The organism is Amycolatopsis ultiminotia (assembly GCF_039536925.1).
Classification (GTDB): Bacteria; Actinomycetota; Actinomycetes; order Mycobacteriales; family Pseudonocardiaceae; genus Amycolatopsis; species Amycolatopsis ultiminotia.
Genome location: NZ_BAAAZN010000010.1, coordinates 92,255 through 116,126 on the forward strand (window position 1 = coordinate 92,255; position 23,872 = coordinate 116,126).

The 23,872-nt window shown below is 70.0% G+C and carries 23 protein-coding genes; 11 read left to right on the forward strand and 12 right to left on the reverse strand.

The features are described from left to right. Window positions 1-27 precede the first annotated feature (27 nt). Genes ABD793_RS23045 through ABD793_RS23055 form a run of 3 tightly spaced genes read left to right on the forward strand, consistent with a single transcriptional unit; the run spans window position 28 to window position 2,624 of the window. Window positions 28-909, forward strand: a complete 882-nt coding sequence (locus ABD793_RS23045) for a phosphoribosylaminoimidazolesuccinocarboxamide synthase (protein ID WP_344863291.1) — start codon at window positions 28-30, stop codon at window positions 907-909. 51 nt (window positions 910-960) lie between these two features. Then, a complete protein-coding gene (locus tag ABD793_RS23050) occupies window positions 961-1,791 on the forward strand; it encodes a helix-turn-helix domain-containing protein (protein WP_344863293.1) in 831 nt (276 codons plus the stop codon). Beyond that, entirely contained in the window at window positions 1,788-2,624 is an 837-nt protein-coding gene (locus ABD793_RS23055) for a patatin-like phospholipase family protein (protein WP_344863295.1), read from the forward strand. Before ABD793_RS23050 ends, ABD793_RS23055 begins: the two co-directional genes overlap by 4 nt. A gap of 648 nt (window positions 2,625-3,272) precedes the next feature. Here the strand turns inward: ABD793_RS23055 and ABD793_RS23060 are convergent. Beyond that, window positions 3,273-3,764 carry a GNAT family N-acetyltransferase gene (locus ABD793_RS23060; protein ID WP_344863297.1) on the reverse strand — a complete coding sequence of 164 codons (492 nt, stop codon included), beginning with the start codon at window positions 3,762-3,764 and terminating at the stop codon, window positions 3,273-3,275. Between the two features lie 86 nt (window positions 3,765-3,850). Here ABD793_RS23060 and ABD793_RS23065 point away from each other — a divergent pair, with 86 nt between their 5' ends. Next, window positions 3,851-4,549: a DUF2334 domain-containing protein gene (locus ABD793_RS23065; RefSeq protein WP_344863299.1), complete on the forward strand. Its 699-nt coding sequence runs from the start codon at window positions 3,851-3,853 to the stop codon at window positions 4,547-4,549. Between the two features lie 60 nt (window positions 4,550-4,609). Here the strand turns inward: ABD793_RS23065 and ABD793_RS23070 are convergent, their stop codons facing one another. Then, on the reverse strand, window positions 4,610-5,245 hold the full coding sequence (locus ABD793_RS23070; RefSeq protein WP_344863301.1) for an MBL fold metallo-hydrolase: 636 nt from the start codon (window positions 5,243-5,245) through the stop codon (window positions 4,610-4,612). Between the two features lie 214 nt (window positions 5,246-5,459). On the opposite strand from ABD793_RS23070, the gene ABD793_RS23075 reads away from it, so the two are divergent. Next, window positions 5,460-6,956 carry an aldehyde dehydrogenase family protein gene (locus tag ABD793_RS23075; protein ID WP_344863303.1) on the forward strand — a complete coding sequence of 499 codons (1,497 nt, stop codon included), beginning with the start codon at window positions 5,460-5,462 and terminating at the stop codon, window positions 6,954-6,956. 15 nt (window positions 6,957-6,971) lie between these two features. Then, window positions 6,972-8,135, forward strand: coding sequence for an alpha-hydroxy-acid oxidizing protein (locus ABD793_RS23080; protein WP_344863305.1), 1,164 nt, complete (start codon window positions 6,972-6,974; stop codon window positions 8,133-8,135). Between the two features lie 318 nt (window positions 8,136-8,453). Here the strand turns inward: ABD793_RS23080 and ABD793_RS23085 are convergent, their stop codons facing one another. Further along, the gene (locus ABD793_RS23085) at window positions 8,454-10,034 is read right to left on the reverse strand and encodes a GMC family oxidoreductase (RefSeq protein ID WP_344863307.1); all 1,581 of its coding nucleotides are present in this window, start codon (window positions 10,032-10,034) and stop codon (window positions 8,454-8,456) included. 179 nt (window positions 10,035-10,213) lie between these two features. On the opposite strand from ABD793_RS23085, the gene purS reads away from it, so the two are divergent. Further along, window positions 10,214-10,453, forward strand: a complete 240-nt coding sequence (purS, locus tag ABD793_RS23090; protein WP_344863309.1) for a phosphoribosylformylglycinamidine synthase subunit PurS — start codon at window positions 10,214-10,216, stop codon at window positions 10,451-10,453. Further along, on the forward strand, window positions 10,450-11,127 hold the full coding sequence (purQ, locus tag ABD793_RS23095; RefSeq protein WP_344863311.1) for a phosphoribosylformylglycinamidine synthase subunit PurQ: 678 nt from the start codon (window positions 10,450-10,452) through the stop codon (window positions 11,125-11,127). The genes purS and purQ overlap by 4 nt, the downstream gene beginning before the upstream one ends. 10 nt (window positions 11,128-11,137) lie before the next feature. Here the strand turns inward: purQ and ABD793_RS23100 are convergent, their stop codons facing one another. The 3 genes from ABD793_RS23100 to ABD793_RS23110 form a co-directional block, all read right to left on the reverse strand. After that, window positions 11,138-11,554, reverse strand: a complete 417-nt coding sequence (locus ABD793_RS23100) for a pyridoxamine 5'-phosphate oxidase family protein (RefSeq protein WP_344863313.1) — start codon at window positions 11,552-11,554, stop codon at window positions 11,138-11,140. A 75-nt stretch (window positions 11,555-11,629) separates the two neighbouring features. Next, window positions 11,630-13,372, reverse strand: a complete 1,743-nt coding sequence (locus ABD793_RS23105) for an ABC transporter ATP-binding protein (RefSeq protein ID WP_344863314.1) — start codon at window positions 13,370-13,372, stop codon at window positions 11,630-11,632. Beyond that, entirely contained in the window at window positions 13,369-15,003 is a 1,635-nt protein-coding gene (locus ABD793_RS23110) for an ABC transporter ATP-binding protein (protein ID WP_344863316.1), read from the reverse strand. Before ABD793_RS23110 ends, ABD793_RS23105 begins: the two co-directional genes overlap by 4 nt. 143 nt (window positions 15,004-15,146) lie before the next feature. Between ABD793_RS23110 and purL the strand changes: the two genes are divergently transcribed. Continuing rightward, window positions 15,147-17,429 carry a phosphoribosylformylglycinamidine synthase subunit PurL gene (purL, locus tag ABD793_RS23115; protein ID WP_344863690.1) on the forward strand — a complete coding sequence of 761 codons (2,283 nt, stop codon included), beginning with the start codon at window positions 15,147-15,149 and terminating at the stop codon, window positions 17,427-17,429. Window positions 17,430-17,431: 2 nt separating this feature from the next. Here purL and ABD793_RS23120 read toward each other — a convergent pair whose 3' ends face one another. The 6 genes from ABD793_RS23120 to ABD793_RS23145 form a co-directional block, all read right to left on the reverse strand. Next, window positions 17,432-17,569: a hypothetical protein gene (locus ABD793_RS23120; RefSeq protein WP_344863722.1), complete on the reverse strand. Its 138-nt coding sequence runs from the start codon at window positions 17,567-17,569 to the stop codon at window positions 17,432-17,434. Between the two features lie 304 nt (window positions 17,570-17,873). Then, on the reverse strand, window positions 17,874-18,218 hold the full coding sequence (locus ABD793_RS23125) for a hypothetical protein (RefSeq protein ID WP_425548741.1): 345 nt from the start codon (window positions 18,216-18,218) through the stop codon (window positions 17,874-17,876). Window positions 18,219-18,222: 4 nt separating this feature from the next. Next, entirely contained in the window at window positions 18,223-19,152 is a 930-nt protein-coding gene (locus tag ABD793_RS23130) for a hypothetical protein (RefSeq protein ID WP_344863318.1), read from the reverse strand. A 186-nt stretch (window positions 19,153-19,338) separates the two neighbouring features. Beyond that, window positions 19,339-20,214, reverse strand: a complete 876-nt coding sequence (locus ABD793_RS23135) for a lysozyme (protein ID WP_344863320.1) — start codon at window positions 20,212-20,214, stop codon at window positions 19,339-19,341. A 173-nt stretch (window positions 20,215-20,387) separates the two neighbouring features. Beyond that, window positions 20,388-21,203, reverse strand: coding sequence for a lysozyme (locus ABD793_RS23140; RefSeq protein ID WP_425548742.1), 816 nt, complete (start codon window positions 21,201-21,203; stop codon window positions 20,388-20,390). A 136-nt stretch (window positions 21,204-21,339) separates the two neighbouring features. Next, window positions 21,340-21,990, reverse strand: coding sequence for a type VII secretion system-associated protein (locus ABD793_RS23145; protein ID WP_344863322.1), 651 nt, complete (start codon window positions 21,988-21,990; stop codon window positions 21,340-21,342). Window positions 21,991-22,045: 55 nt separating this feature from the next. On the opposite strand from ABD793_RS23145, the gene ABD793_RS23150 reads away from it, so the two are divergent. Then, complete coding sequence (locus ABD793_RS23150) at window positions 22,046-22,426, forward strand: sterol carrier family protein (protein ID WP_344863324.1); 381 nt, start codon at window positions 22,046-22,048, stop codon at window positions 22,424-22,426. A 166-nt stretch (window positions 22,427-22,592) separates the two neighbouring features. Next, window positions 22,593-23,471 (forward strand): helix-turn-helix domain-containing protein, encoded by an 879-nt coding sequence (locus tag ABD793_RS23155; protein ID WP_344863326.1) that lies wholly within the window; start codon window positions 22,593-22,595, stop codon window positions 23,469-23,471. Window positions 23,472-23,872 lie beyond the last annotated feature (401 nt).

A 23,872-nucleotide genomic window follows, 5' to 3' on the forward strand; every position in this document is an offset into this window, starting at 1 on the left:
CAGGGGTTCGCGGGTTAGGGTGCAGCGGTGACGACGCTCGCCGATTATCCGAAGATCGCCGCCGGCAAGGTCCGGGAGCTGTACGCGGTCGGAGACGACCACCTGCTGATGGTCGTTTCGGACCGCATCTCCGCTTACGACTTCGTACTGGACACGCCTATCCCGGACAAGGGCCGCGTGCTCACGGCGATGAGCGTGTACTGGTTCGAGCAGCTGTCGGATCTGATCCCGAACCACCTTGTCGCGTACGACGACCCGCGCATCCCGGAGGAGGTCCGTGGCCGCGCGCTGCTCGTACGCCGGCTCGACATGCTGCCGGTGGAGGCAGTGGCACGCGGATATCTCACGGGCTCTGGCTACGCGGACTACCGGCGTACAGGCGCAGTATGCGGCGTACAGCTGCCCGAGGGGATCGTGGAATCGGAGAAGCTGCCTTCGCCGATCTTCACGCCGGCGACGAAGGCCGAGCTTGGTGAGCACGACGAAAACGTGTCTTTCGAAGTAGTGGCGGCGAGGATCGGCGCGAAGCGCGCGGAGGAGGTCCGCGAGGCGACACTGGCGGTGTACCGCCGTGGTGCGGAGCTGGCGGCGGAGCGCGGGATCCTGCTGGCGGACACGAAGCTGGAGTTCGGTATCGACGAGACGGGGGCGCTGGTGCTCGCGGACGAGGTGCTGACGCCGGACTCGTCGCGGTACTGGCCGGCGCAGCAGTATGAGCAGGGCCGAGCGCAGCCGTCGTTCGACAAGCAGTACGTACGCGACTGGCTGACCGGACCGGAGTCGGGATGGGACCGGAAGTCGGAGGAGAAGCCGCCGAGGTTGCCGGAAGCGGTGGTGGAGGCGACGAGGGCAAGGTACGTGGAGGCGTACGAGAGGATGACGGGGTTGTCGTTGGAGGAGTGGGGGTAGGCCCGGGGGGAAACCCCGAAAACTGTCGGCAGCCCATGACAGACTGCAACCATGTCCACACCGTACGCAACACCGCGCGCGAGGGCGTTGGGCCTGGAGCTCCGCGCGGCGCGGAAAAGACGAAGACTGGGTGTGCGAGAGCTCGCCCGCCTGCTGGGAATGACGCCTGGGTTCGTGACGAACTGGGAGCGCGGACTGCGGTTGCCGAAACCGGAGGACGTGGGGGCGGTGCTGGCGCACTGCAGGGTGATCGGTGAAGACCGCAGGCGGATAGTGGAGATGGCGCGCGGAGCGCGCGAGCAGGACTGGATAGCCACCGGCGGCGAAGCGGCGTACCGGGAGTGGGAGCGCACGGCGCGGCGAGTGTTCGCGTGGGGGCCGGAGTTGGTGCCGCCGTTGCTGCAGACGAGCGGGTACGCGCGAGCGGTGTGCCCGACGCCGCGAGCAGCCGAGGAAGAGCGGCCGGAGTGGCGCGAGGTACGCGGGCGGTGTGTGCTGGTGGTGGGGGAAACGGCGCTGCGCAGGAGGATCGGCGGCGCGGAGGTGATGGCGGAGCAGGTGCGCCACCTGTCGGCGCTGCTGGAGGGTGAAGAGGCCGACGTGCGCGTGGTGCCTGCGGAGCAGGAGTACCAGCCGGGGCTCGGCAGGGCGTTCACGATCTTCGATTTCGCGAGCCTGCCTTCGATCGTCCACGAGCGGCTGCTGAGTGAGAGCGCGAGCAGTTCGAGCCCGGCGCGGGTGGCGCGCTATCGCGAGGTGGCGGAGACGTTGCTGGGTCTGGCCCTGCCGAGGTGGTCGGCGAGTGCGTTGCTGGAGTCCGTGCTCCGGGAACTGTCGGTGCCGGGTGGCAGCATGGGAAAGGTGACGAGAGGGGAAGTATGAGTGAGGCGCTGGTACTGGGTGGTGGCGGAGTCGCCGGGATCGCGTGGACCACGGGATTGCTCACCGGGCTCGCGGCGGCCGGTGCGCACGTGACCGCGGCGGATCTCGTCGTGGGCACATCGGCAGGGGCCACGGTGGCGGCGCAGCTGGGCAGCGGGCAGAGCCTGGCGCAGCTGTACGCCCGGCAGGCCGATCCGTCGTTGCAGACCGAGGAGATCACCGCGGAACTGGACCTGGAGAAGATCGGAGCCGAGTTCGGTGCGGTCTTCGAGCAGGCAGCCGATCCGCTCGGCCTGCGGCGGGCGATCGGCCGGTACGCGCTGGCGGCGCAGACGGTGCCGGAAGCCAGGCGCCGCGCGGTGATCGCCGCACGGCTGCCGTCCCACGAGTGGCCGTCGTCGGCGCTGAAAATCGTGGCGGTGGACGCGGAAACCGGGGAGCCCCGGGTGTTCGACCGCGCTTCCGGGGTGCCGCTGGTGGATGCGGTGGCCGCGAGCTGCGCCGTGCCGGGAGTCTGGCCACCGGTCACCATCGGACCACACCGATACGTCGACGGCGGTGTCCGTTCCGGCGAAAATGCGGACTACGCCGAGGGTTTCGACCGGGTGCTGATCGTGGTCCCGATGGGAGAGGCGGAGTCCTTCCCCACCGAACGACCGCTTTCCGAGGTGGTGGACGACTTCCGGGCCGCAGGCAGGAAGGTCGCGATCATCCGCCCGGACGCCGCCGCACAGGAAGCCATCGGCACCAACGTCCTGGACCCGGCCACCCGCACCCCAGCCGCCGAGGCCGGCCGAGCACAGGGCCAAGGCCAGGCGATCGTCTGGGAGTGAACCCCCTCCCGGCCGCATCACCCCGGCCGACCACGATGCCCGGCAGGCAGCGCGGTCGGTAGGTGGTGGTCGGCGGAGTTGGACGCAGCCGCGTGGTTGGTGGGGTTGGACGCGGCTGGGGTGTTGGCGGGTGGAGGCTGTGGTGGTTGGCGGGTTTGGTGGGGTTGGACGTGGCTGGAGGTGTTGGTGGGGCGGTGGCGGTGGCGGTTGACGGGACTGGCGGGGTCGGCGGGCAGCTGGCTTCCGCATCAGCGCGGGTCATGAAGGGGGCCGGTGAGGCTGCTCGTTGTAGTCCTCGAACGGCAGGTGGACGCTGAGGCCGCGAGTGCGTCCGCTTGGCCGGGCGTTGGCTCGCCACGAAGTTCCCACAGTGCGCTGTCCGGGGACTGGGCATTCCCCTACTGCAGCGCTGGCGGATCGATGGTTCGTGCGATTGCGCCGTCGACTTTTCCTGGCGACACGAATGCGGCAAAGGCAATCGCACACCTGTTGCGTGGCTTTGCGGCCAGGGGCACTTCTTCCGATGCCAAGACACCGAGACGCCAAGTGGCGAGGTCGGTATCGGTGCGGAGGTGGCTTGCTGCGCAAACGGGATCGTGCCGATGATCGGCGTTGGTCCGGGTTGCGATCGGCTCCGCTTCCTCGCCGCTAGGCGGAGCGCTGGGTTGCGTCACGTCGGTAGCCGTAGAGGATGAACCCCTTCCGGAGCTTGCCCACCCGGTCGTACAACGCACGAGCTGGTGCGTCTTCCAGCGTGTTCCAGTAGCGGCTCGGGAAACCCTGCGCCTTCGCGTCTTGCGCCACCCACTTGGTCATTGCCGTCGCAATCCCCTGGCGGCGGACTTCCTCGTCCACGAACAAGTCCGCCAGATAGCATCGCCCGGAGTACCAGACACTGGCGTGGAACAAGTAGTGCGCGGCACCGACCATCTTGCCGTTCAACCTGGCGGCGATCCCGCGTATCTGCGCGTCCTCGAGCAGGCGCCGCCGGGTCCGTTCGTAAGCGTCGTCGCTGCGTTCGACCTCGAAGCAGGTGTCTTGCCGCGGACCAGGTCGGCTGGACCTTCCTTTCCCGCGGGCTACGGGGGTGGTGCCGGAAACGTTTGCCGCGGCCGGTGCGCCTCGCTGCTGGTCTGGCACGGTCGCCGTCCGGTCGCCGGGTAACTCTCACGCGCAGTTCACGACGTCGTCTCCTTACCGCCACCGGGCTCCGGCGCAATGGAGTCGTGGATGCTCGTCTGCTGGTCTCGCTGTCCGGGGTCACCTCGCGCACGCTGCACCGCTGCGCGGATCTGGCGACCGAACTCGAACGCCGTCGTGTCCCGCTGTCGCTCCTGTACGTGGCCCGCACCGAGGACAGTCCGGTCACGGCTTGGGTCCGCGAGCGCGTCGAAGCGGGCGATTCCGTGCTGCTGCACGGTTACGACCACCGCGTGCTGCCGACGCACCGCGCGGTGCAGCTGGGCCGCAAGGCGGAATTCGCCGCGCTGCCCGCACACGAGGCCCGGCTGCGGCTGATCGCGGCGAAGGCCGCACTGGACGCGACCGGCGTCACGGCCGACGGCTTCGCCCCACCGCGCTGGCTCGCCTCACCCGGCACTCTGCAGGCCCTGCGCGAACACGGCTTCAGCCTGTGCGCCGACCTGGCCGCCGTCCGCAACCTGGTCACCGGCGAGATCCGCCGGGCCCGCGTGCAGGAGTTCACCAGCCAGTCCCACCGAACCGAAACGGTCCGCTGTTTCGCGCTGGTACTGGCCGCCGCACGAGCTGCTCGCCGGGGCGGCCTGGTCCGGCTGGACATCGCCGCCGCCGACCTGGCCCGTCCCGGCCTGCGCCAGGCGTTGTTCGACGCGGTCGACGTGGCGCTGGAGAACCGCGCGTTCGGCAGCACGTACGGCTCGCTTCGCCGGACCGCCGTCGCCTGAGTCTCGCCGGACCGCCGTCGCCGGAAACTGGCCGGGCTCCCGTCGGCAGCGGCGACCGGTTCAGACCTGCGTCAGCACCCCGCGCTCGAGTACCTGGACCTCGGTGCCTTCCGGGGCGAGGTTCTGGAACAATCCGTAGTGCATTGCCGGGTTGGCCAGCACGGCCTCGTGCACCGGGACCGAACGCCGGGGTGCCACCGCGCGCAGGAAGTCCACGGCTTCGCCCGCCTTGAGCCACGGGGCGCCGGTCGGCAGGCCGAGCACGTCGATCTTCTGCTCGGGCACGAAGAACGAGTCACCCGGGTGGTAGAAGGCGCCGTGGTCGAGCACGTAGCCGATGTTCGGGATCCGCGGGATGTCCTGATGGATCACCGCGTGGTCACCGCCGACCACGTGCACCGAGGTGGAGCCGACCTCGAACGCCTCACCGGGGCGGGCGATCTCGTGCGCCAGCCCCAGCTTTTCCACCGTCTCGGCCGAACCGGGGTCGATGATCAGCTTCGCGTCCGGGTTCGCGGCGAGCAGCGCGGGCAGCCGTTCGGCGTCCAGATGGTCGAAGTGCTGGTGGGTGATCAGCACCGCGGACAGCTCGCGTTCCCGCTCGAAGTCGGTCGAGAACACGCCCGGGTCGATCAGGATCCGCTCGGAGCCGGTTTCGAGTAGCACACAAGCGTGTCCGAAGTGGACGAACTGCATCAGGACCTCTCCTTCTCACCTGGTCACTTTCACCCTATGCCCGTCGGCGCGAGTGCCGCCACGGGTGCACTGGTCACGCTCGGTGCCCGCCTGCGGTGGTCTTCCGCACCGGGCCGCCCCGATGCGATGCTGACCGGCAAGCCAGGGAGACAACTGTTGGCAGGTTGCCAGCAACCTCGTAGCCTGGGGGTGAACCGGAGATGGGGAGACGCCGATGACCGCCGTCCAGCCGAAGCCGACCCCGGTCGGTGAGACGTTCGACTCGCTCAGCCCGGCGACCGACGAGGTCGTCGGCACGTACCCGGTGCACGCGGCCGAAGACGTCCGCGCCGCCGTCGAGCGCGCGCGAGGTGCCGCACAGTGGTGGGACGGGCTCGGCTTCGCCGGGCGTGCGGAGCGGCTGCAGCGCTGGAAGGGCGTGCTCACCCGGCGGCTGCCGCAGCTGTGCCAGATCGTGCGCGAGGAGACCGGTAAGCCGGTCGCGGACGCCCAGCTGGAGAGCGTACTGGCGATCGAGCACATCTCGTGGGCGGCGAAGCACGCGCGCAAGGTGCTGGGCAGGCAACGTCGTTCGCCGGGGCTGCTGATGGCCAACCAGGCGGCGACCGTCGAGTACCGCCCGCTCGGCGTGATCGGCGTGATCGGCCCGTGGAACTACCCGGTGTACACGCCGCTCGGCTCGATCACCTACGCGCTCGCGGCGGGCAACGCCGTGGTGTTCAAGCCGAGCGAGTACACCCCCGGGGTCGGCAAATGGCTGGTCGACGCCTTTGCCGAGGTCGTGCCCGAGCAGCCGGTGCTGCAGCTGATCACCGGTTTCGGCGAGACCGGCGGCGCGCTCGTCGGCTCCGGGGTGGACAAGATCGCGTTCACCGGCTCCACCGCCACCGGGAAGAAGATCATGGCGGCCGCGGCGGCCACCCTCACCCCGGTCGTGATCGAAGCAGGCGGAAAGGACCCGGTGCTGGTCGACGCGGACGCCGACCTCGAGGCGGCGGCCGACGCCACGGTCTGGGGCGCGTTCTCGAACTCCGGGCAGACCTGCATCGGCGTCGAGCGGGTGTACGTGCACGAACGCGCGTACGACGAGTTCGTGGCGAAGGTCGTGGAGAGGGCGAAGAACGTCCGCGCCGGCTCCGACGAAGAGGCGCAGTACGGCCCGGTCACCATGCCCTCGCAGCTCGGCGTGATCCGCAGGCACATCACCGACGCACTCGAACGCGGCGGCCGCGCACTGGTCGGCGGGGCGGACAGCGTCGACGACCGCTACGCGCAGCCGACCGTGCTGGTCGATGTGCCGGAGGACGCCGAGGCGGTCCGTGAGGAGACCTTCGGGCCGACGGTCACCATCGCCAAGGTCCGCGACATGGACGAGGCGGTCGAGAAGGCGAACGCGACGAAGTACGGCCTTGGCTCCACGGTGTTCTCCAAGGCACGCGGCGTCGAACTGGCTTCGCGGCTGCGCGCGGGCATGACCTCGATCAACGCGCCGCTCTCGTTCGCCGGGATCGCTTCGCTGCCCTTCGGCGGCGTGGGTGATTCCGGATTCGGCCGGATCCACGGCCCGGAGGGGCTGCGCGAGTTCGCCCGCTCCAAGGCGGTCGCCCGGCAGCGGTTCACCGCGCCGATCACGCTCACCTCCTTCACCCGCAAGGAATCGACTGACGCGCTGGTCGCGAAGCTGATGACCGTCCTGCACGGCAAGCGCTGAGCCGGAGGAACCTCGGTGCCCAGTTTCGGTGACTTCCAGAACGAGATCTACCTCGGTGGCCTGACCGGCCGGGTGCCATCCCTTCCGATGGCGTACGCGGAGCTGGAAGCGCGTGCCGCACAGGCGTTACCGCCGTCGGTACTGTCCTATGTGGCCGGTGGTGCCGGCGACGAACGGACCCAGCGCGGAAACGTCGAGGCGTTCGAGCGCCATGGTCTGATGCCGCGGATGTTCGTCGGTGCCAAGGAACGCGACCTGTCGGTGGATCTGTTCGGGATGCGGTTGCCCGCCCCGCTGTTCCTCGCGCCGATCGGGGTGATCGGGCTGTGCGCGCAGGACGGCCACGGTGATCTCGCCACCGCACGGGCCGCCGCGCGCACCGGCGTGCCGATGGTCGCCTCCACCCTCAGCGCCGATCCGCTGGAGCAGGTCGTCCCCGAACTCGGTGACACGCCCGGATTCTTCCAGCTCTACACGCCCACCGACCGGCAGCTGGCCGAATCGCTGGTCGCCAGGGCGGAGGCGGCCGGCTTCCGCGGGATCGTGGTCACACTCGACACCTGGGTCACCGGCTGGCGGCCGCGGGACCTGTCGACCGCCAACTTCCCCCAGCTGCGGGGGCATTGCCTGGCGAACTACACCAGCGATCCGGTCTTCCGGAAGCTGCTGCGCCAGGACCCGGCGGCCGACCCGATGGCCACCGTCGGCACCTGGGCCCAGATCTTCGGCAACCCGCTGACCTGGGACGACCTGCCGTGGCTGCGGTCGCTCACGAAACTGCCGCTGCTGGTCAAGGGCATCCAGCACCCGCAGGACGCCCGCCGTGCCATCGACGGCGGCGTGGACGGGATCTACTGCTCCAACCACGGTGGCCGCCAGGCCAACGGCGGTCTGCCCGCGCTGGACTGCCTTGCCGACGTGGTCGACGCGGCGAACGGTGTCCCGGTGCTGTTCGATTCGGGGGTGCGCTCCGGCTCCGACGTGATCAAGGCACTCGCGCTGGGCGCCACCGCGGTGGGCGTCGGACGGCCGTACGCGTGGGGCCTCTCGCTGGCAGGCGCGGACGGGGTGGTGCACGTGCTGCGCACCCTCCTCGCCGAAGCCGACTTGATCATGGCCGTCGACGGTTACCCGACACTGGCCGACCTGACGCGGGAAGCCCTGCGCCCAGTCCGGTGACGAATGCCTCGTCGACGGCCCGACGACCGGTGCCCCGGTGATCTGGTGACCCGACGCCCCGACGCCCCGGTGACCCGACGGCCCGACGCACCGACGCACCGGTGACCCGACGGCCCGACGCACCGACGTACCGGTGGCCCGACGCACCGACGCACCGACGCACCGACGCACCGACGCACCGACGCACCGACGCACCGGTGACCCGACGGCCCGACGACCCGGTGCCCGGTCACTGAACGGCTACCGGTCCGCGGCTGCCACCGCGACGGCGTCCGCCCGCGGGATCACTGGACCCGAAACGAGTATCGGCGCGGCCGCTCAGCCGCGGCCGCGGATCAGGTCGGCCGCCTTCTCCGCGACCATGATCGTCGGTGCGTTCGTGTTCCCACGGGGCACCACCGGCATCACCGACGCGTCCACCACCCGCAGCCCGTCGATGCCGCGCACCCTCAGGTCCGGATCCACCACCGCGTGCTCCCCGGAACCCATCGCACAGGTGCCGACCGGGTGGTAGAGCGTCTGGGTGTTCTCCCGGATGTGCTCGTTCAGCGCCTCGTCGGACAGGTCGTGCGTGACCGGCAGGTGCGGGCGGTCGAGCAACCGCGCCAGCGGGCCCGAGCTGCCGATTTCGATCAGTGACCGCAGTGCCGAGCGCATCGTCTCCAGGTCGATCGGCTCGGCGTAGTAGGCCGGGTCGATCTCCGGTTTCCACAACGGGTTCGCCGACTTCAGCCGGAGGCGGCCGCGGCTGGCCACGTCGACCAGGGTGGCCGCGGAGGTGAAGCCGGAGACGGTCGGCTCGCGCAGGCCGTTGTCGTAGAAGAGCGTGGGCGCCACGTGGACCTGCATGTCCGGGGCTGTCAGTCCGTCGCGGGTCGGGTAGAACGCGCCTGCCTCGCCGACGTTCGAGGCGAGCGGGCCACGCCGGGTCAGCTGGTAGCGGACCAGTCCGGCCGGGGTCGCCGCGTCCACCAGGTCCGTGGTGCCCTTGGTGGACCAGATGATCCCCGCGGCGGGGTGGTCGTGCAGGTTGCCGCCGACGCCGGGCAGTGCGGTGATCACCTCGATGCCCAGTTCCCGCAGGTGCTCGGCCGGGCCGACGCCGGAGAGCAGCAGCAGCTGTGGTGAGTTAATCGCGCCGCCGGAGAGCAGCACCTCCTGCGCGGCCCGCACCGTCGTCTCGCCACCTTTGTCCACATAGGACACGCCGACCGCACGGGTGCCCTCGAACACGATCCGGGTCGCCTGCGCGTGCGTGCGCACGGTGAGGTTCGGCCGGGACAGCGCCGGGCGCAGGTAGGCGTCCGCGGTGGACCAGCGGCGGCCGCGTTTGCAGGTCACCTGGTACTGGCCGGCGCCTTCCTGGGTTTCGCCGTTGAAGTCCTCGTTGCGCTTGAGCCCCCAGGAGACCGCGCTGTCCACCCATGCGCTCGACAGTTCGTGGGTGAACCGCCGGTCTTCGACGTGCAGTGGTCCGTCCGTGCCGTGCAGCGGCCCGCCGAAGCGCTGGTTGCCCTCGGCGCGCTTGAAGTAGGGCAGCACGTCGTCCCAGCCCCAGCCGGTGGCGCCGTGCGAGTCACGCCAGCCGTCGTAATCGGCGCGGTTGCCGCGGATGTAGATCATTGCGTTGATCGACGAGCAGCCGCCCAGCACGCGGCCCCGCGGCCAGTACGCGGACTTGCCGGTGTGCTTCTGCTCGACGGTCTCGTAGTTCCAGTCCCAGCGGGTCTTGAACAGTGACGCAAACGCGGCCGGGATGTGGATCTCGTCCGCGGTGTCCTCGCCGCCCGCCTCGAGCAGCAGCACCCGAGCGGCCGGGTCCTCGCTCAGCCGCGCCGCGAGCACGCACCCGGCGCTCCCGGCCCCGACGATGACGTAGTCGAAGGACTGCTCGGCCACGGTGCCTCCAGCAGGTCGTATTGGCGTACTGTCAATTACGCATTCTGGCGCAGTATGCGGGCCGGGAGAAGCCCTCCGGACAGCTTCCTCCGGACCGGGCGGCCCGGCCAGTCCGCCCGGTCAAGTAGGCTCGGTCCGGTAGTAGCCCCACGACCTGCGTGAACAAGGAGCAGCCTGCCGTGGCCCGAGTCGTTGTCGACGTCATGCCCAAACCCGAAATCCTCGATCCGCAGGGACAGGCCGTCGCACGCGCGTTGCCGCGGCTCGGCTTCACCGGGGTCGCCGAGGTGCGCCAGGGGCGGCACTTCGAACTCGAGGTCGACGACGCCGTTGACGACGAGACCCTCGCCAGGATCGCCGAGGGCTTCCTGGCCAACCCGGTGATCGAGCAGTGGACGGTCCGGCGGGTGGACGCGTGAGCGCGCGGATCGGGGTGATCACCTTCCCCGGCACGCTCGACGACGGGGACGCGGCACGCGCAGTCCGCTACGCCGGCGCCGAGGCGGTCGCGCTCTGGCACGCCGACGAGGACCTGCACGGTGTGGACGCGGTGGTCGTGCCGGGCGGCTTCTCCTACGGCGACTACCTGCGGGCAGGCGTGATCGCCCGCTACGCGCCGGTGATGACGTCGGTGATCGAGTCCGCGCACCAGGGCATGCCGGTGCTCGGCATCTGCAACGGCTTCCAGATCCTGTGCGAGGCCGGTCTGCTGCCCGGTGCGATGATCCGCAACGTCGGGCTGCACTTCGTGTGCCGGGACCAGTGGCTGCGCATCGACAACCACACCACCGCCTGGACCACCCGTTATGAGCCGGGCGCGGAAATCCTCGTCCCGCTCAAGAACAACGACGGCTGCTACATGGCCGATCAATCCACTGTGGACATGCTGGAGGCGGAGGGCCGCGTGGTGTTCCGCTACGTCGGCGGCAACCCGAACGGCTCACGGGCCGATATCGCAGGGATCACCAGCGAGAACGGTCGCGTGGTCGGCCTGATGCCGCATCCGGAGCACGCGATCGACGCCCTCACCGGCCCCTCCGACGACGGCCTCGGCCTGTTCTACAGCGCGGTCGACGCACTGCTGAAGGTCTGATCGGCGGGGCTCACTTCCCTTGGTCGGCGGAAAGCCACTTCTCCGGTCGTACCCGCACCAGCACCGAGGTCTCGCTCAGCGTGTCCGCCACGAAGGCGGCTGCGCCGGGCGCCGGCAGGTAGCGTGCGGCAATCCGAAGTGCCTGCTGCTCGGTCGGCAGTTCGGTAGCGGTGACCGGACCGGACACCGTCACGTAGCGGTAGGGCTGCGACTCCTGCTGCACCGAGACGCTGAGCTGTCCGGCGGCCTGGATCGCCCGGTACTTCACGGATTCACGGTCGGTCCAGAGCAGCACCTCGCCGCCAGGTGAGTAGTCGTACCAAATCGGCACGGCCAGTGGCGCCGAGCCTTCGCGGCCCACCGCCAGCACCCCGACCCGCGCCTCGGCGAGGAACGCCGCACGCTCGTCCACCGTCATGACCGCCATCCAGCGTCACCCCTCGAGAAAGATCGACTTCTGCCAGGGGGCAACACCGGTCCGGGTGACGGCATTCCCGCCGGATCAGGTCGCCGCGGCCACCAAGCGGGCGTACGGGCCTTGCGCGGCCAGCAGTTGCTCGTGCGACCCCAGCTCGGTGATCCGGCCGTCTTCGACCACCGCGACCCGGTCGGCCGCGGCCGCGGTGTGCAGGCGATGCGCGATCGCGATCACCGTGCGGCCTGCCAGTACCGCGTTGAGCGATCGTTCCAGGTCTCGTGCCGAACCGGTGTCCAGCAGCGACGTCGCTTCGTCCAGCACGAGCGTGTGCGGGTCGGCAAGTACGACGCGGGCCAGCGCGAGTTGCTGGGCCAGCCCGGCTGGGACCGCGTACGCGCCGGAGCCGAGCTTGGTGTCCAGGCCGTCGGGCAGTCCGGCCGCCCACTTCGCGGCACCGGCGGACGCCAGCGCGGCCAGCAGTTCCTCGTCGGTCCAGTCGCCGCCTGCCCGGCGGGCGGGCAGCGACAGGTTCTCCCGCAGCGTGCCGGAGAACGTGTGGTGTTCCTGGGTGAGCAGCAGGACCTCACCGCGCAGCACGTCGTCGGCCAGCGACGACACCTCGGTGCCGCCGACCCGGATCGACCCCGACGTGGGTGCCGAGATCCCGGCCAGCAGCCTGCCCAACGTCGACTTGCCTGCACCGGACGGACCGACGATCGCCAGCCGTTCCCCGCGCGGCACCCGCAGATCGACACCGTGCAGAACTTCGCGGTCGGCGGTGTAGGCGAAGCGGACGTCGCGCACTTCGATGTCGCGCCCGCGCGGCACCTCGGTGAGCTTCACGGCCGATTCCGCCGGGTGCACGCCGAGGATCCGGCGCGCGGCGGCCATCGCCACCTGCAGGTCCTCCAGCCAGAACAGTGCCTCGTTCAGCGGTGCGGTCATGGCCTGCGCGTACGCGAGCATCGTGGTGATAGTGCCGAGGCCGGCCCAGCCCCTGGCGTAGGCGAACACTCCGAGCAGCAGCATCGCCGCGATCGGCAGCACGTAGCTGATCTCCAGCGCAGGCAGCCAGCGCTGCTGCAGCGCCCGCATCCGGCGTTCGCCGAGGATCGCTTGGTCGAGTGCCTTCCGGCCGGTGCGGATGCGGCGTTCGGTGAGTCCGAGCGCCTCGGTGGTCCGCGCGCCCTCGACCGTTTCGTGCGTGGTCGACTGGACGTCGCCCCAGCGGTCCAGCATCCATGCCAACCTGCTGGGGATCCGCCGCTGGTACCAGATGTTCACCGGGACCAGCAGCGGCAGCGCGACCAGCAACGCGAGTGCGAGCAGTGGCGCCGTGACGATCATTGCGACCGCGGTCAGCACCACCGTGACCACGGCGATCAGGATTTCCGGCGCGGCGAACCGCACCGCGTGATCGAGCCTGCTGATGTCGCTGGTCGCGCGGCTGAGCAGATCGCCGGTACCGGCCGCCTCGACCGCGCCGAGCGGCAGGTCCAGTGCGTTGGTGACGAACCGTTCCCTGGTCTGCGCCAGCACGCGTTCGCCGAACACCCGGCCACGGAACCGCGCTGCCTTCTTCGCCAACGCCTGCAGCACCAGCGCCACGACGAAGGTCACCGCCAGCAGGTCGACGCGGGTGGTGCTGCCGTCCTCGACCACCCCGTCCACGAGCCGGCCGAGCAGCTGCGGTCCGGCCAGCCCGATCAGCGTGGCCAGGCAGAACAGCCCGAGCATCACGGCGAACTCGCGCCGGTGCTCGGCCGCGGTGCGCAGTGCCCAGCGCCGCACCTCGCGCCTCGACGCGAGCGGCAGCCGCGTGGTCACACCGTCACCGCCTTCCCGTGCACGATCTCGTCCGCCACGTTCCTCCACAGTGGACTCTGGCTGAACACCACTGTGGTCCGGCCACGGCGCAGCTGCGCGACGCGCCCGGTGATCCGGGCCTCGGTGTGCGCGTCGACCGCCGAAGTCGGCTCGTCGAGCAGCAGCACGTCGGCGTCCGTCGCCAGCGCCCGTGCCAGGCTCAGCCGCTGCCGCTGGCCACCGGAGACCTCCCGGCCGCGTTCGCCGATCAGCTCGTCGACCCCGTTCGGCATGGCCTCGGTGATGTCCTCGGCGTCCGCCGCGTGCAGCGCCGCGAAGACGTCCACCTCGCTCGGCCGGGCCGGCGTCAGCTGATCCCGCAGCACCCCGGAGAACCACAGGTCCTGGTTGTGCGCGTACACCACCCGTGAACGCAGCTCGGCCACCGCCACCTGATCCGCCGGTACCCCGCCGACCAGCACCTGCTCGCCCTCGTCCGGATCGGCGAAGCGAGCCATCCGTTCGGCGATCGCCTCCGCTTCACCACCCAGGTCGACCACAGTCAGCCGACCGGGCGCGACCCGGATGCCGCTGCGGGTGTCGAGCACCTCCAGCGGCCCGTCCGGCAGCGGCCGCGGCTGCGCCGGATCGGTCAGACCGGGCTGCAGCGAGAGCAGGCCACACACCTTCCGTGCGGCGACCGTGCCGGAGCTCAGCGCGCCGACCGCCTCGGTGGCGGTGCTCACCGGCACCACGAGAAACGCCGAAACCCCGTAGAACGCCACCAGTTCGCCGACGCCGATGGTGCCATCGAGGGCGAGCCGCGCGCCGAGCCAGGTGATCGCCACGGTGACCAGGCCCGGCAGCAGGATTTCCGCTGCGGCGAGCCAGGCCTCGCTCCGCCCGACCTCGACGCCCGATCGCCGCACCACCTGGCTGGCTGCGCGGAACCGGCGCAGGAACCGGCGTTCGCCGCCGACGCCGCGCAGGATCCGCAGACCGGACACGATGTCCGCGCCCAGCGCGTTGACCTCGCTCAGGTTTTCGCGCTGCACCCCCTTGCGCTTCTGCAGCGGCGCCAGCAGCGGACCGATTCCGAGCACCGCGAGTGGCACGCCGACCAGCGCGACCACCCCGAGCAGCGGCGACGTGCCGAGCATCGCCACGCCGATCACCACGAACGCCACGATCGAGCCCACCGTGCGGCCGATCACCTCGAAGGTGTTGCCGATCCAGTTGATGTCCGATGAGGTGACCGCGACGACGTTGCCGGTGGTGGTGGCCTCGCGCAGCCGCGCGCCAAGCCGGGTGGTGTGGTTGGTGACCATCCGCTGTGTGGTGCCCGCGCCGTGCAGCCACAGCCCGTAGGAGGTGAAGTGCAGCCACGTGCCGAACCCCGCCTGCAGCAGTCCGAGCCCGCCGGCGGCGAGTGCCCAGCGCCAGAGCGCACCGGTGTCGTTCGCCGCGATCGCGTCGACCCCGCGGCCGATCACCAGCGGCAGCAGGGCGGTCGGCAGCGACCAGCAGGCGCCGGTGACCGCGGCGGTCAGCACGAGCCACGGCCGCGAACGCAGGACCGCCAGCAGGTAGCGTCCGGCGCTCGGGCGGGCGGGCAACCGGAGATCCGGGAAGGGATACGTGGCGGAGAGCACGATCACCGACGGTAAGCCGCCCGGGACGTCCGGCGCGACTGATTTATCCCCGGCGAACGGCGGGTGAGCAGGGGATGCCACCCGCGGGGCGGCGGCGGGCGGCACGTAGTCTTGAGGCCGTGGCGAACCCTGATGTGGACACCGTGACCAGCACCGTTGACACCACCGCGGCGGCTGCGGCGAGCCCCGACACGGCTCAGCCGTACGTCGAACTCGGGCTCGCCGAAGACGAGTACGCCCGGATCCGCGAGATCCTCGGCCGCCGCCCCACCGACGCCGAACTGGCGATGTATTCGGTGATGTGGAGCGAGCACTGCTCGTACAAATCGTCGAAGAAGCACCTGCGGTACTTCGGCGAGACGGCCACCGACGAGATGAAGGCGAAGATGCTCGCCGGCATCGGCGAGAACGCGGGCGTGATCGACATCGGCGACGGCTGGGCGGTCACCTTCAAGGTGGAGAGCCACAACCATCCGTCCTATGTGGAGCCCTACCAGGGTGCGGCGACCGGCGTCGGCGGTATCGTGCGCGACATCATGGCGATGGGCGCCCGCCCGCTCGCGGTGCAGGACGCACTGCGCTTCGGCCCGGCCGATGCCGAGGACACCAAGCGCGTGCTGCCCGGCGTGGTCGCCGGGGTCGGCGGTTACGGCAACTGCCTCGGCCTGCCGAACGTCGGCGGCGAGCTGGTGTTCGATCCGTCGTACGCGGGCAACCCGCTGGTCAACGCGCTGTGCGTGGGCGCGATGCGGACCGAGGACCTGCATCTGGCGTTCGCTTCCGGAGCCGGCAACAAGATCATCCTGTTCGGCGCGCGCACCGGTCTCGACGGCATCGGCGGCGTTTCGGTGCTCGCCAGCGACACGTTCTCCGGTGACGAGACCGCGGCCGGCCGGCGCAAGCTGCCGAGCGTGCAGGTGGGCGACCCGTTCACCGAAAAGGTGCTCATCGAGTGCTGCCTCGACCTGTTCAGGGAGAACCTGGTCGTCGGGATCCAGGACCTCGGCGGGGCCGGGCTGTCCTGCGCGACGTCCGAGCTGGCCGCCGCCGGGGACGGCGGGATGCACGTCTACCTCGACCGCGTTCCGTTGCGTGCCACCGGAATGACGCCGGCCGAGGTGCTCTCCAGTGAATCGCAGGAGCGGATGTGCGCGGTCGTCTCGCCGGAGCACGTCGACGCGTTCATGGCCGTCTGCGCGAAGTGGGACGTCATCGCCACCGACATCGGTGAGGTGACCGACGGCGAGCATCTGGTGATCACCTGGCACGACGAGGTCGTGGTCGACGTCCCGGCGCACACCGTGGCGCACCAGGGTCCGGTGTACGACCGGCCGATCGCGCGGCCCTCCTTCCAGGACGCGCTGATCGCCGACACCTCCGCGGACCTGCCCCGGCCGGCCACGCCCGAGGAACTGCGCGCGGACTTCCTCAAGCTGATCGCGGCGCCGAACCAGGCGTCGAAGGAATGGGTCACCTCGCAGTACGACCGGTACGTGCGCGGGAACTCGGTGCTGTCCCAGCCGTCCGACTCGGGGATGGTCCGGATCGACGAGAGCAGCGGCCGCGGCGTGTCGGTGGCCACCGACTGCAACGCGAAGTTCGTCTACCTCGACCCGTACCGCGGCGCGCAGCTGGCGCTGGCCGAGGCCTACCGCAACGTGGCCACCGGCGGTGCGACCCCGGTCGCGGTGTCCGACTGCCTCAACTTCGGTGCGCCGACCGACCCCGGGGTGATGTGGCAGTTCGAGCAGGCCGTGCACGGTCTCGCGGACGGCTGTGTGGAGCTGGGCATCCCGGTCACCGGCGGCAACGTGAGCTTCTTCAACCAGACCGGTGACACGGCCATCCTGCCGACCCCGGTGATCGCCGTGCTCGGCGTGATCGACGACGTGACCCGCCGGATCCCCACCGGCATCGGCGCGGAGGCGGGCGAGACGCTGCTGCTGCTCGGCGAGACCCACGACGAGCTCGACGGTTCGGCCTGGGCCCGTGAACTGCACGGACATCTCGGCGGCGTGCCGCCGCGCGTGGACCTGGCCCGGGAGAAGCTGCTGGCCGAAATCCTGGTGGCAGGCTCGCGCGACGGCATGATCTCCGCCGCGCACGACCTGGCCGACGGCGGACTGGCGCAGGCCCTCACCGAGACCGTCCTGATCGGACAGTGCGGGGCCAGGGTGTTCCTCGACCGCGATCAGGATCCGTTCGTGCAGTTGTTCTCGGAGTCCGCAGGCCGGGTACTGGTCGCCGTCCCGCGTACCGAGGAACTGCGGTTCACCGAGATGTGCTCGGCCCGCGGCCTGCCGTGGCGCAAGACCGGGGTGGTCGACCCCGAGTCCGGCACGCTCGAGCTGCAGGGCCTGACCGAGTTCACCGTCGACGAGCTCCGCGCGGCCTGGGAGACCACCCTGCCGGCGCTGTTCGACTGACCTCAGCCGCGCGGCACGATCCGCGCGGATTTGGTCCGGTCCGGAGACGCGAGGGGGTGCAGCTGCCAGTCTTCGGACAGCTGCACCTCGTCGTCGGTGAGCCGGACCGTGGTGTCCTGCAGCTGAACCTTGGTCGGCATCCGGGCGAACCGGAGTTCGGCCGAGCCTTGGAAGGATGCCTGGCGGAGGTCGAGTGCGCTCCCGAACACCACATCGGTGAACGACAGTCTGCGCAGTCGGCACTGGTCCGGGCGGTACTGAAGGCGGCCACCCCGGTGATAACGCAGTCGTCGACGAGCACGGCCTGGTGGAGACAGCCGTCGTCGAGCCGGAGGTTGCCGATTCGGCGTCCGATCAGGAAGAAGGACTCCAGAAACGCATCGCTGAGGTCCAGGCGGTAGTCCGCTGCACTGGCTTCGGAACTGTCCGGGAGCAGGTCCGCGATCAGCCGTTGCTCCGGGCGAGCCCGGCCAGCGCGTGCATCGCACCGACCCGCACCTGGTCGGCCTCGTGCCCGAGCAGCTCCACCGACTTGGCGGACAGTTCGTCGGAAATCCGCTCGCGGTCAAGGTCGTGCCGTCGCTGCTCGATCTCCTGCCGGGCTTCCTCGACCCGGCGTCGCCGATCGTTGAGCCACAACGCATACAGCGCGACGACTGCGCCGCCTGCCAGCCCGCCGGTCTTGAGCGAGTCACTGTGGCTGGTTGCGGGGTCGGCCAGCAACCAGCCACCGACCCCGCACAGCAGCAGCACGGACGCGGCGAACGTCCAGAGCAGCGGGGAACGCACTCGATCAGAAGGCCAGCACGAAGAAGAACCCGATGCACCAGCTGCCGCCGGTCTGGCTCGCGATCACCGAGCCGTTGGCGTCCTTGCCCGACAGCGTGCCCTCGAGCTCGGCGGTCACCGTGGAGCTGCCCTCGTAACCGGTCACCTTCAGCTGCGGGTCGCCGTCGGTGGCTTCCTTGATGCTGTCCGAGGAGAAGGACTCGGTGCCCTGGCAGGTCATCGCGGTGGCGCCGGCGGCGTCCTTGGCGCTGATCTTCGCGAGGAAGTCGTCGATCGCGCCCTTCGCGTCGGCGGAGGAGGTGCCGCCGGAGTCGGGATCGTCACTGTCCTCGGTGGACGGGGACGATTCCTCCGGCGGTGCCTGCTGCTGCGACGACGGTGCGGGCGCCGGGGCCTGCGGCTGCGCGGTGTCGCTGCCCTTGTCGTCCTTGCTCAGGAAGAACCCCGGCGCGACGAAACCGGTGATACCCAGTGCGACCACCACGACGACCGCGACCGCGATGCTGATCCACAGTCCGGTCTTGTTGCCCTTCGGCGGCTGTGGGCCACCCTGGCCGTAGGGCTGGTTCGGGTCCCAGCCCTGCTGCCCGCCCGGGTACTGCTGCTGTCCGTACGGCTGTCCGTACTGCTGGGTGGCCGGGTACTGCTGGGTGCCGGGGTACTGCTGCGCCCCCGGGTACTGCTGGGCGTTCGGGTCCCACCCCGGCTGCGGCTGCTGCTGGGCGTTCGGGTCCCAGGCGGGCGGCTGCTGCTGGGCGTTGGGGTCCCAGGCGGGCTGCGGCTGGTTCGGGTCCCACCCCGGCTGCGGCTGTTGGGCGTTCGGATCCCAGCCGGGCGCGCCGCCCGGCTGCTGGGGCACCCCGCCGGAGCCGGGTTGCTGCCAGCCCTGTCCGTAGGGGTCCCCGCCCTGCCCTGGCTGCGGTGGGTAGGTCATTTCCGGTTCCGCCTTCCTGCTGCACCGATTCGCGCCGCGGTCTGACGCCCCGCTTGCGCCGGCGGTTCCGTCCCGCCCCAGGGCTGCATTCTGCAAGCCGGGGAGCTTCGGCACAAAAGCGGCTCCCGGTCGTCCCGCCCGGCAAGAGGCGGGCGACCGGGAGCCTTGGTCACCTCGGTGCGGCGGTCAGCCGTTCGCGAGCGCCTGTAGCCGATCGATGGCACCGTTGAAGGTGTCCTGGTCCAGCGGGCTCGAGGTGTACTGCCACACCGTGTAGACGCCCCAGTTGTACGGCAGTTCGCCCACCGACGAGGCGTAGCGCGCCACCCAGAGCGGGGCGGTGCTGGAGAAGTCCGCGCTCACGCACTGGTTCCACCAGCTCGTCGACGTGTAGATGACCGGCCAGCGGCCGGTCTTGGCGTGGTAGGTGTCGTGGAAGTCCTTGATCCACGCCGCCATCGCCGCCTTGCTGAGCCCGTAGCAGGTCGCGCCGTAGGGGTTGTACTCCATGTCCAGTGCGCCGGGCAGCGTCTTGCCGTCCTTCGACCAGCCACCGCCGTGCGCGACGAAGTAGTTCGCCTGTGCCGCGCCGCTCGCGGTGTCCGGGGTGGCGAAGTGGTACGCGCCCCGGATGAAGCCCTGGTTGTAGGAGCCGTTGTACTGCTGGGCGAAGTACGGGTTGGTGTAGCTCGTGCTCTCCGTCGCCTTGGTCCAGACGAATCGCTTGCCCTGGTTCCACCAGTTCGCCCAGTCGACGTTGCCCTGGTAGCTGGCCACGTCCATGCCGGCGACGGTGGCCAGCACCTCGTTCGGCGCGGCGGCCGCAGCCTGCGGCTGTTGTGCCGCGCTCCGCGTCTGCGGAGTGGACTGGTCACCCTCGACCCGGCGGATCTGCGAGCCCAAGGTGTGGTTGTGCGCCTGGATGTCCGCGTTGATCGCGGCGACCTCGGACGCGGCAGGTGCGGCCGAGGCCTGAGCCGAAGCGCCGAGCAGGAGCGCCACAGCCGGAATGGTCAGTACGGAGAACAGCGTGCAACGCCGTGCTCTTCGGGAAGTGGACATCGTCGAATCCCTTCACAGATACCCTCGCTGAGGGCGGCTATGTGCAGGTAGCCACCCGGGGGAGATTGTTGAGTACGCATCGACGTTTGTCACCAAGTTCCGTGAAAATGAACGGGCGTGCGGGTGAATTTCCTGGGCCGGAACTCAGCAATTCGTGACCCGGCCACAAATGTTCACCCGATTGCCAGCGCGCGCAGCGAAGCCGCCGGGCCGTTGAGCCAGTTCTGGTCACCGGGCAGCGCGCCGGAGTTCGCGAACTGCCAGATCGTCTGCTGCCGCCAGCCCGCGGGCAGCTCGCCGACCTGGTTGTTGTAGCGCGCGAGCCACAACGGGTTGGCGCCGAACGCGGCGCTGTTGCCGGTGCAGCGTTTCCACCAGCTCGTGGAGGTGTAGATGGTGGGCAGCCGTCCGGTGCGTGCGCGGTAGGTGTCGGAGAACGCCTTGATCCACGCGACCATGCCTGCCGCGTCCTTGCCGTAACACGTTTCGCCGTAAGGGTTGTACTCCGCGTCGAGTGCACCGGGCAGCGTTTTGCCGTCCTTGGACCAGCCGCCGCCGTGCGCGATGAAGTAGTTGGCTTGTGCCGCACCGTCGGACACATCCGGTCGCGCGAAGTGGTACGAACCACGTACGAGTCCGGCGCCGTAGGAACCGTCGTACTGCTGCGTGAACTGCGGACTGGTGAACCCGGTTCCCTCGGTCGCCTTGACGTAGACGAACTTCGCGCCTGCGCGCGCCGCGGCCGGCCAGTCCACCGCGCCCTGGTGCCCGCTCACGTCGTGGCCCAGCACCTGGGCTGCAGCGGTGTACTCGATGTTCGGGCTGCCCGCGACGCCCTCGTTCTTGGCGATCTGCGAACCCGCGTAGTTGTCCTCGGCGCCCGCGTAGCTGGGGGCGGCGGACGCCGCGGAAGGGATGCACAACGATACGCCGGTGACTCCGGCGAAGAGGGCCGCGCTCCAGCGCCGCAGCGGTCGACGAGACTTCACCCTGAACTCCAACCGGACGCGTGTACTCCTACCGCCGTCACCCTGCCCGCAGGTTGCGGTTCCGGCGACTCGGTGATCACTCGCGCGGGTGATTTATCCAGGTCAAAGCCCTGTGGATAGTCCTGTGGGTGACAGCTCAGCGACGTTCGTCGGCCAGTGCGCGCAGCAGGTGCTCGGCCGGGACGACGGCGGTGATCGCCTCGTGCGGGTTGATCGCCACCGGGTGCCCGGCGAGCAGGCCGACCACGTCGCGGCCCAGCACCGCGCGGGCATGCGGCCATTCACCCGGGACCAGTGCTTTGGCCGTGTAGGCGGGCACCAGCACCCGGCCGTCGGTGTTGTGGAAGCCGATGACCGTGCGCTGTACCGGGGACAGCGCGTAGACGAACAACGTGGCGTCCAGGATGGCGCGCGGCAGATCTTCGGCCGGCCGGTGTTCGGTGCGCACGAGCTGCAGCAGCCGCTCGAGATCGTTGCGCGGTTCGGGGAATCCGAGCGCCTTGGGCGAGGGACGGTAGCGGTCGTTGGGGTGGAAGTCCTCGACGACGTCGCCCGCACCGTTGACCGGGTAGGCACCGACCACCGCCCACGACGGCACCGGGCCGCGGGCGTCGAACGCCTCGTCGATGACATACAGCCAGCTGTTGGGGTTGGCCTTGGCGTTTTCCCGCATCTCGGTGGTGATCTCCGGCTTGCCCTGCGGCCCGCGGCGTGGATACGCGTTCCGCCGCGCACGCCGCCCTGCCGGGGTCCGGGAAATCCGATCAGCCTCGTCCCGCTGCGCCATTGCCGTCCCTCGGTGCCGGGTGCCTGTTTGTCCGCCGTCACTCTACTGTTGACGCATGGCCTCTTCGCGTTCGGTCGATCCCGCTGAGTTACGAGCTGCGGTGCTGGCCGTTTCGGACTGGTTGCGAGGTGGAGGCCCGGATCCGGCCCGTCGCGAGCTGGCCGCCGCGGTGCGGTTGAGCCTGCGCGCGCTCGCCGGTGACGCACCCGGCCACAGCGTCGAGGTGCGGGTGCCGCCGTTCGCCGCGGTGCAGTGCGTCGAGGGACCGCGGCACACCCGTGGCACGCCCCCGAACGTCGTCGAGACGGACCCGCGGACCTGGCTGGAACTGGCCACCGGTCTGGTGAGCTGGCCGGACGCGATCGGCGCGGCGCGGGTGACCGCGTCGGGCAGCCGGGCCGACCTCGCGCACTGGCTGCCGGTGGTGCGGTTGTAGTTTTCCGGCAGTCAATTGCCGAGAACAGTGTTCAAGCGGCTCCCCACTCCGTAGACTCGCCGACGCGGCCCCGTGCCGTGCCATACCGGTCGGCGCCCTGCGTGTACTTTGGGTGGTCGGAATTCGGTTGTGCAGACCGACGAGCGGCGTAGGAAAGGGCCCGGTCATGAACGCGGTGAACGCGTCCGGCGGCGAGCAGAGTCTCGGCCCGACCGCGCGCCGGATGATCCTCGGTTCGCAGCTGCGCAAGCTGCGTGAGGAAGCCGGCATCACCAGGCAGCAGGCCGGGTACAACATCCGGGGCTCGGAGTCGAAGATCTCGCGGCTCGAGCTCGGCCGCGTCGGTTTCAAGGAACGTGACGTCACCGACCTGCTCACGATGTACGGCGTGGCCGACGCGGACGAGCGCCAGGCGTTCCTCGATCTGGTCAAGCAGTCCAACGAGGCCGGCTGGTGGCGCAAGTTCGGGGACACCGTGCCGACCTGGTTCACCGACCTCGTCGGCCTGGAGGAAGCCGCGTCCCGGATCCAGATCTGGGAACCGCTGTTCGTGTCCGGCCTGTTGCAGATCGAGCCGTACGCCAGGGCGATCTTCAGCCACGGCCGCCCGGAAATGGCCGACGAGCGGGTGGACCAGCTGGTTGCCCTTCGGATGCGGCGGCAGAAGATGCTGGCCCGCCCGGACGCACCCCGGATCTGGGCAGTGCTCGACGAATCGGTGCTGTACCGGCAGATCGGCGGGCCGAAGGTGTTCAAGCAGCAGCTGGAATACCTGCTCGAAGTGACCACGCTGCCGCACGTTTCGGTGCAGGTCCTGCCGTACTGCCGAAGCGGCCTGTCCGCGGAACACGCGTTCGCCCTGCTGCGCTTCGCCGAAGCGGAACTCCCGAACATCGTCTACGTCGAGTACCTGACCGGTGCCCACTACATCGACAAGCGCGACGAGATCGAGAAGTACAGCCGAGCACTGGACCTGCTGGCCGTCGACGCAGAAACCCCAGAACGCAGCCGAGCCCGAATCGCCAAGCGACGCCAGGAGATCTGACCCCCGTCGCCCAGTGACCCCGCCCCCGCCGGGTTCAACCGCCCTGACCGGTTTGCCCCCGCGCCGGGCCCTTGCCTTGCGCGCCTCCGGCGGGCGTTCGACCGGCGCGGGTCTTGTACGCGGAGCGTGCTCCTGCCTTCGGTGGGGTTCACCTTGGGCCGGTTCGCTGCGCGAGGTTTCGCCTTCGGTCGGTTCGTTGCCGGTCGGCTCGCGTTGGGCCGTTCGTTCTCGGAGGGTTCACCTTGGGCCGGTTCGTTGCCGGTCGGCTCGCGTTGGGCCGTTCGTTCTCGGAGGGCTCACCTTGGGCCGGTTCGTTGCCGGCGGGGCTCGCCTTGGGTCGTTTGTTGCCGGTGGGCTCGTCTTGGGTCGGTTCGTTCCCAGTGGGGTATACCTTTCTCTCG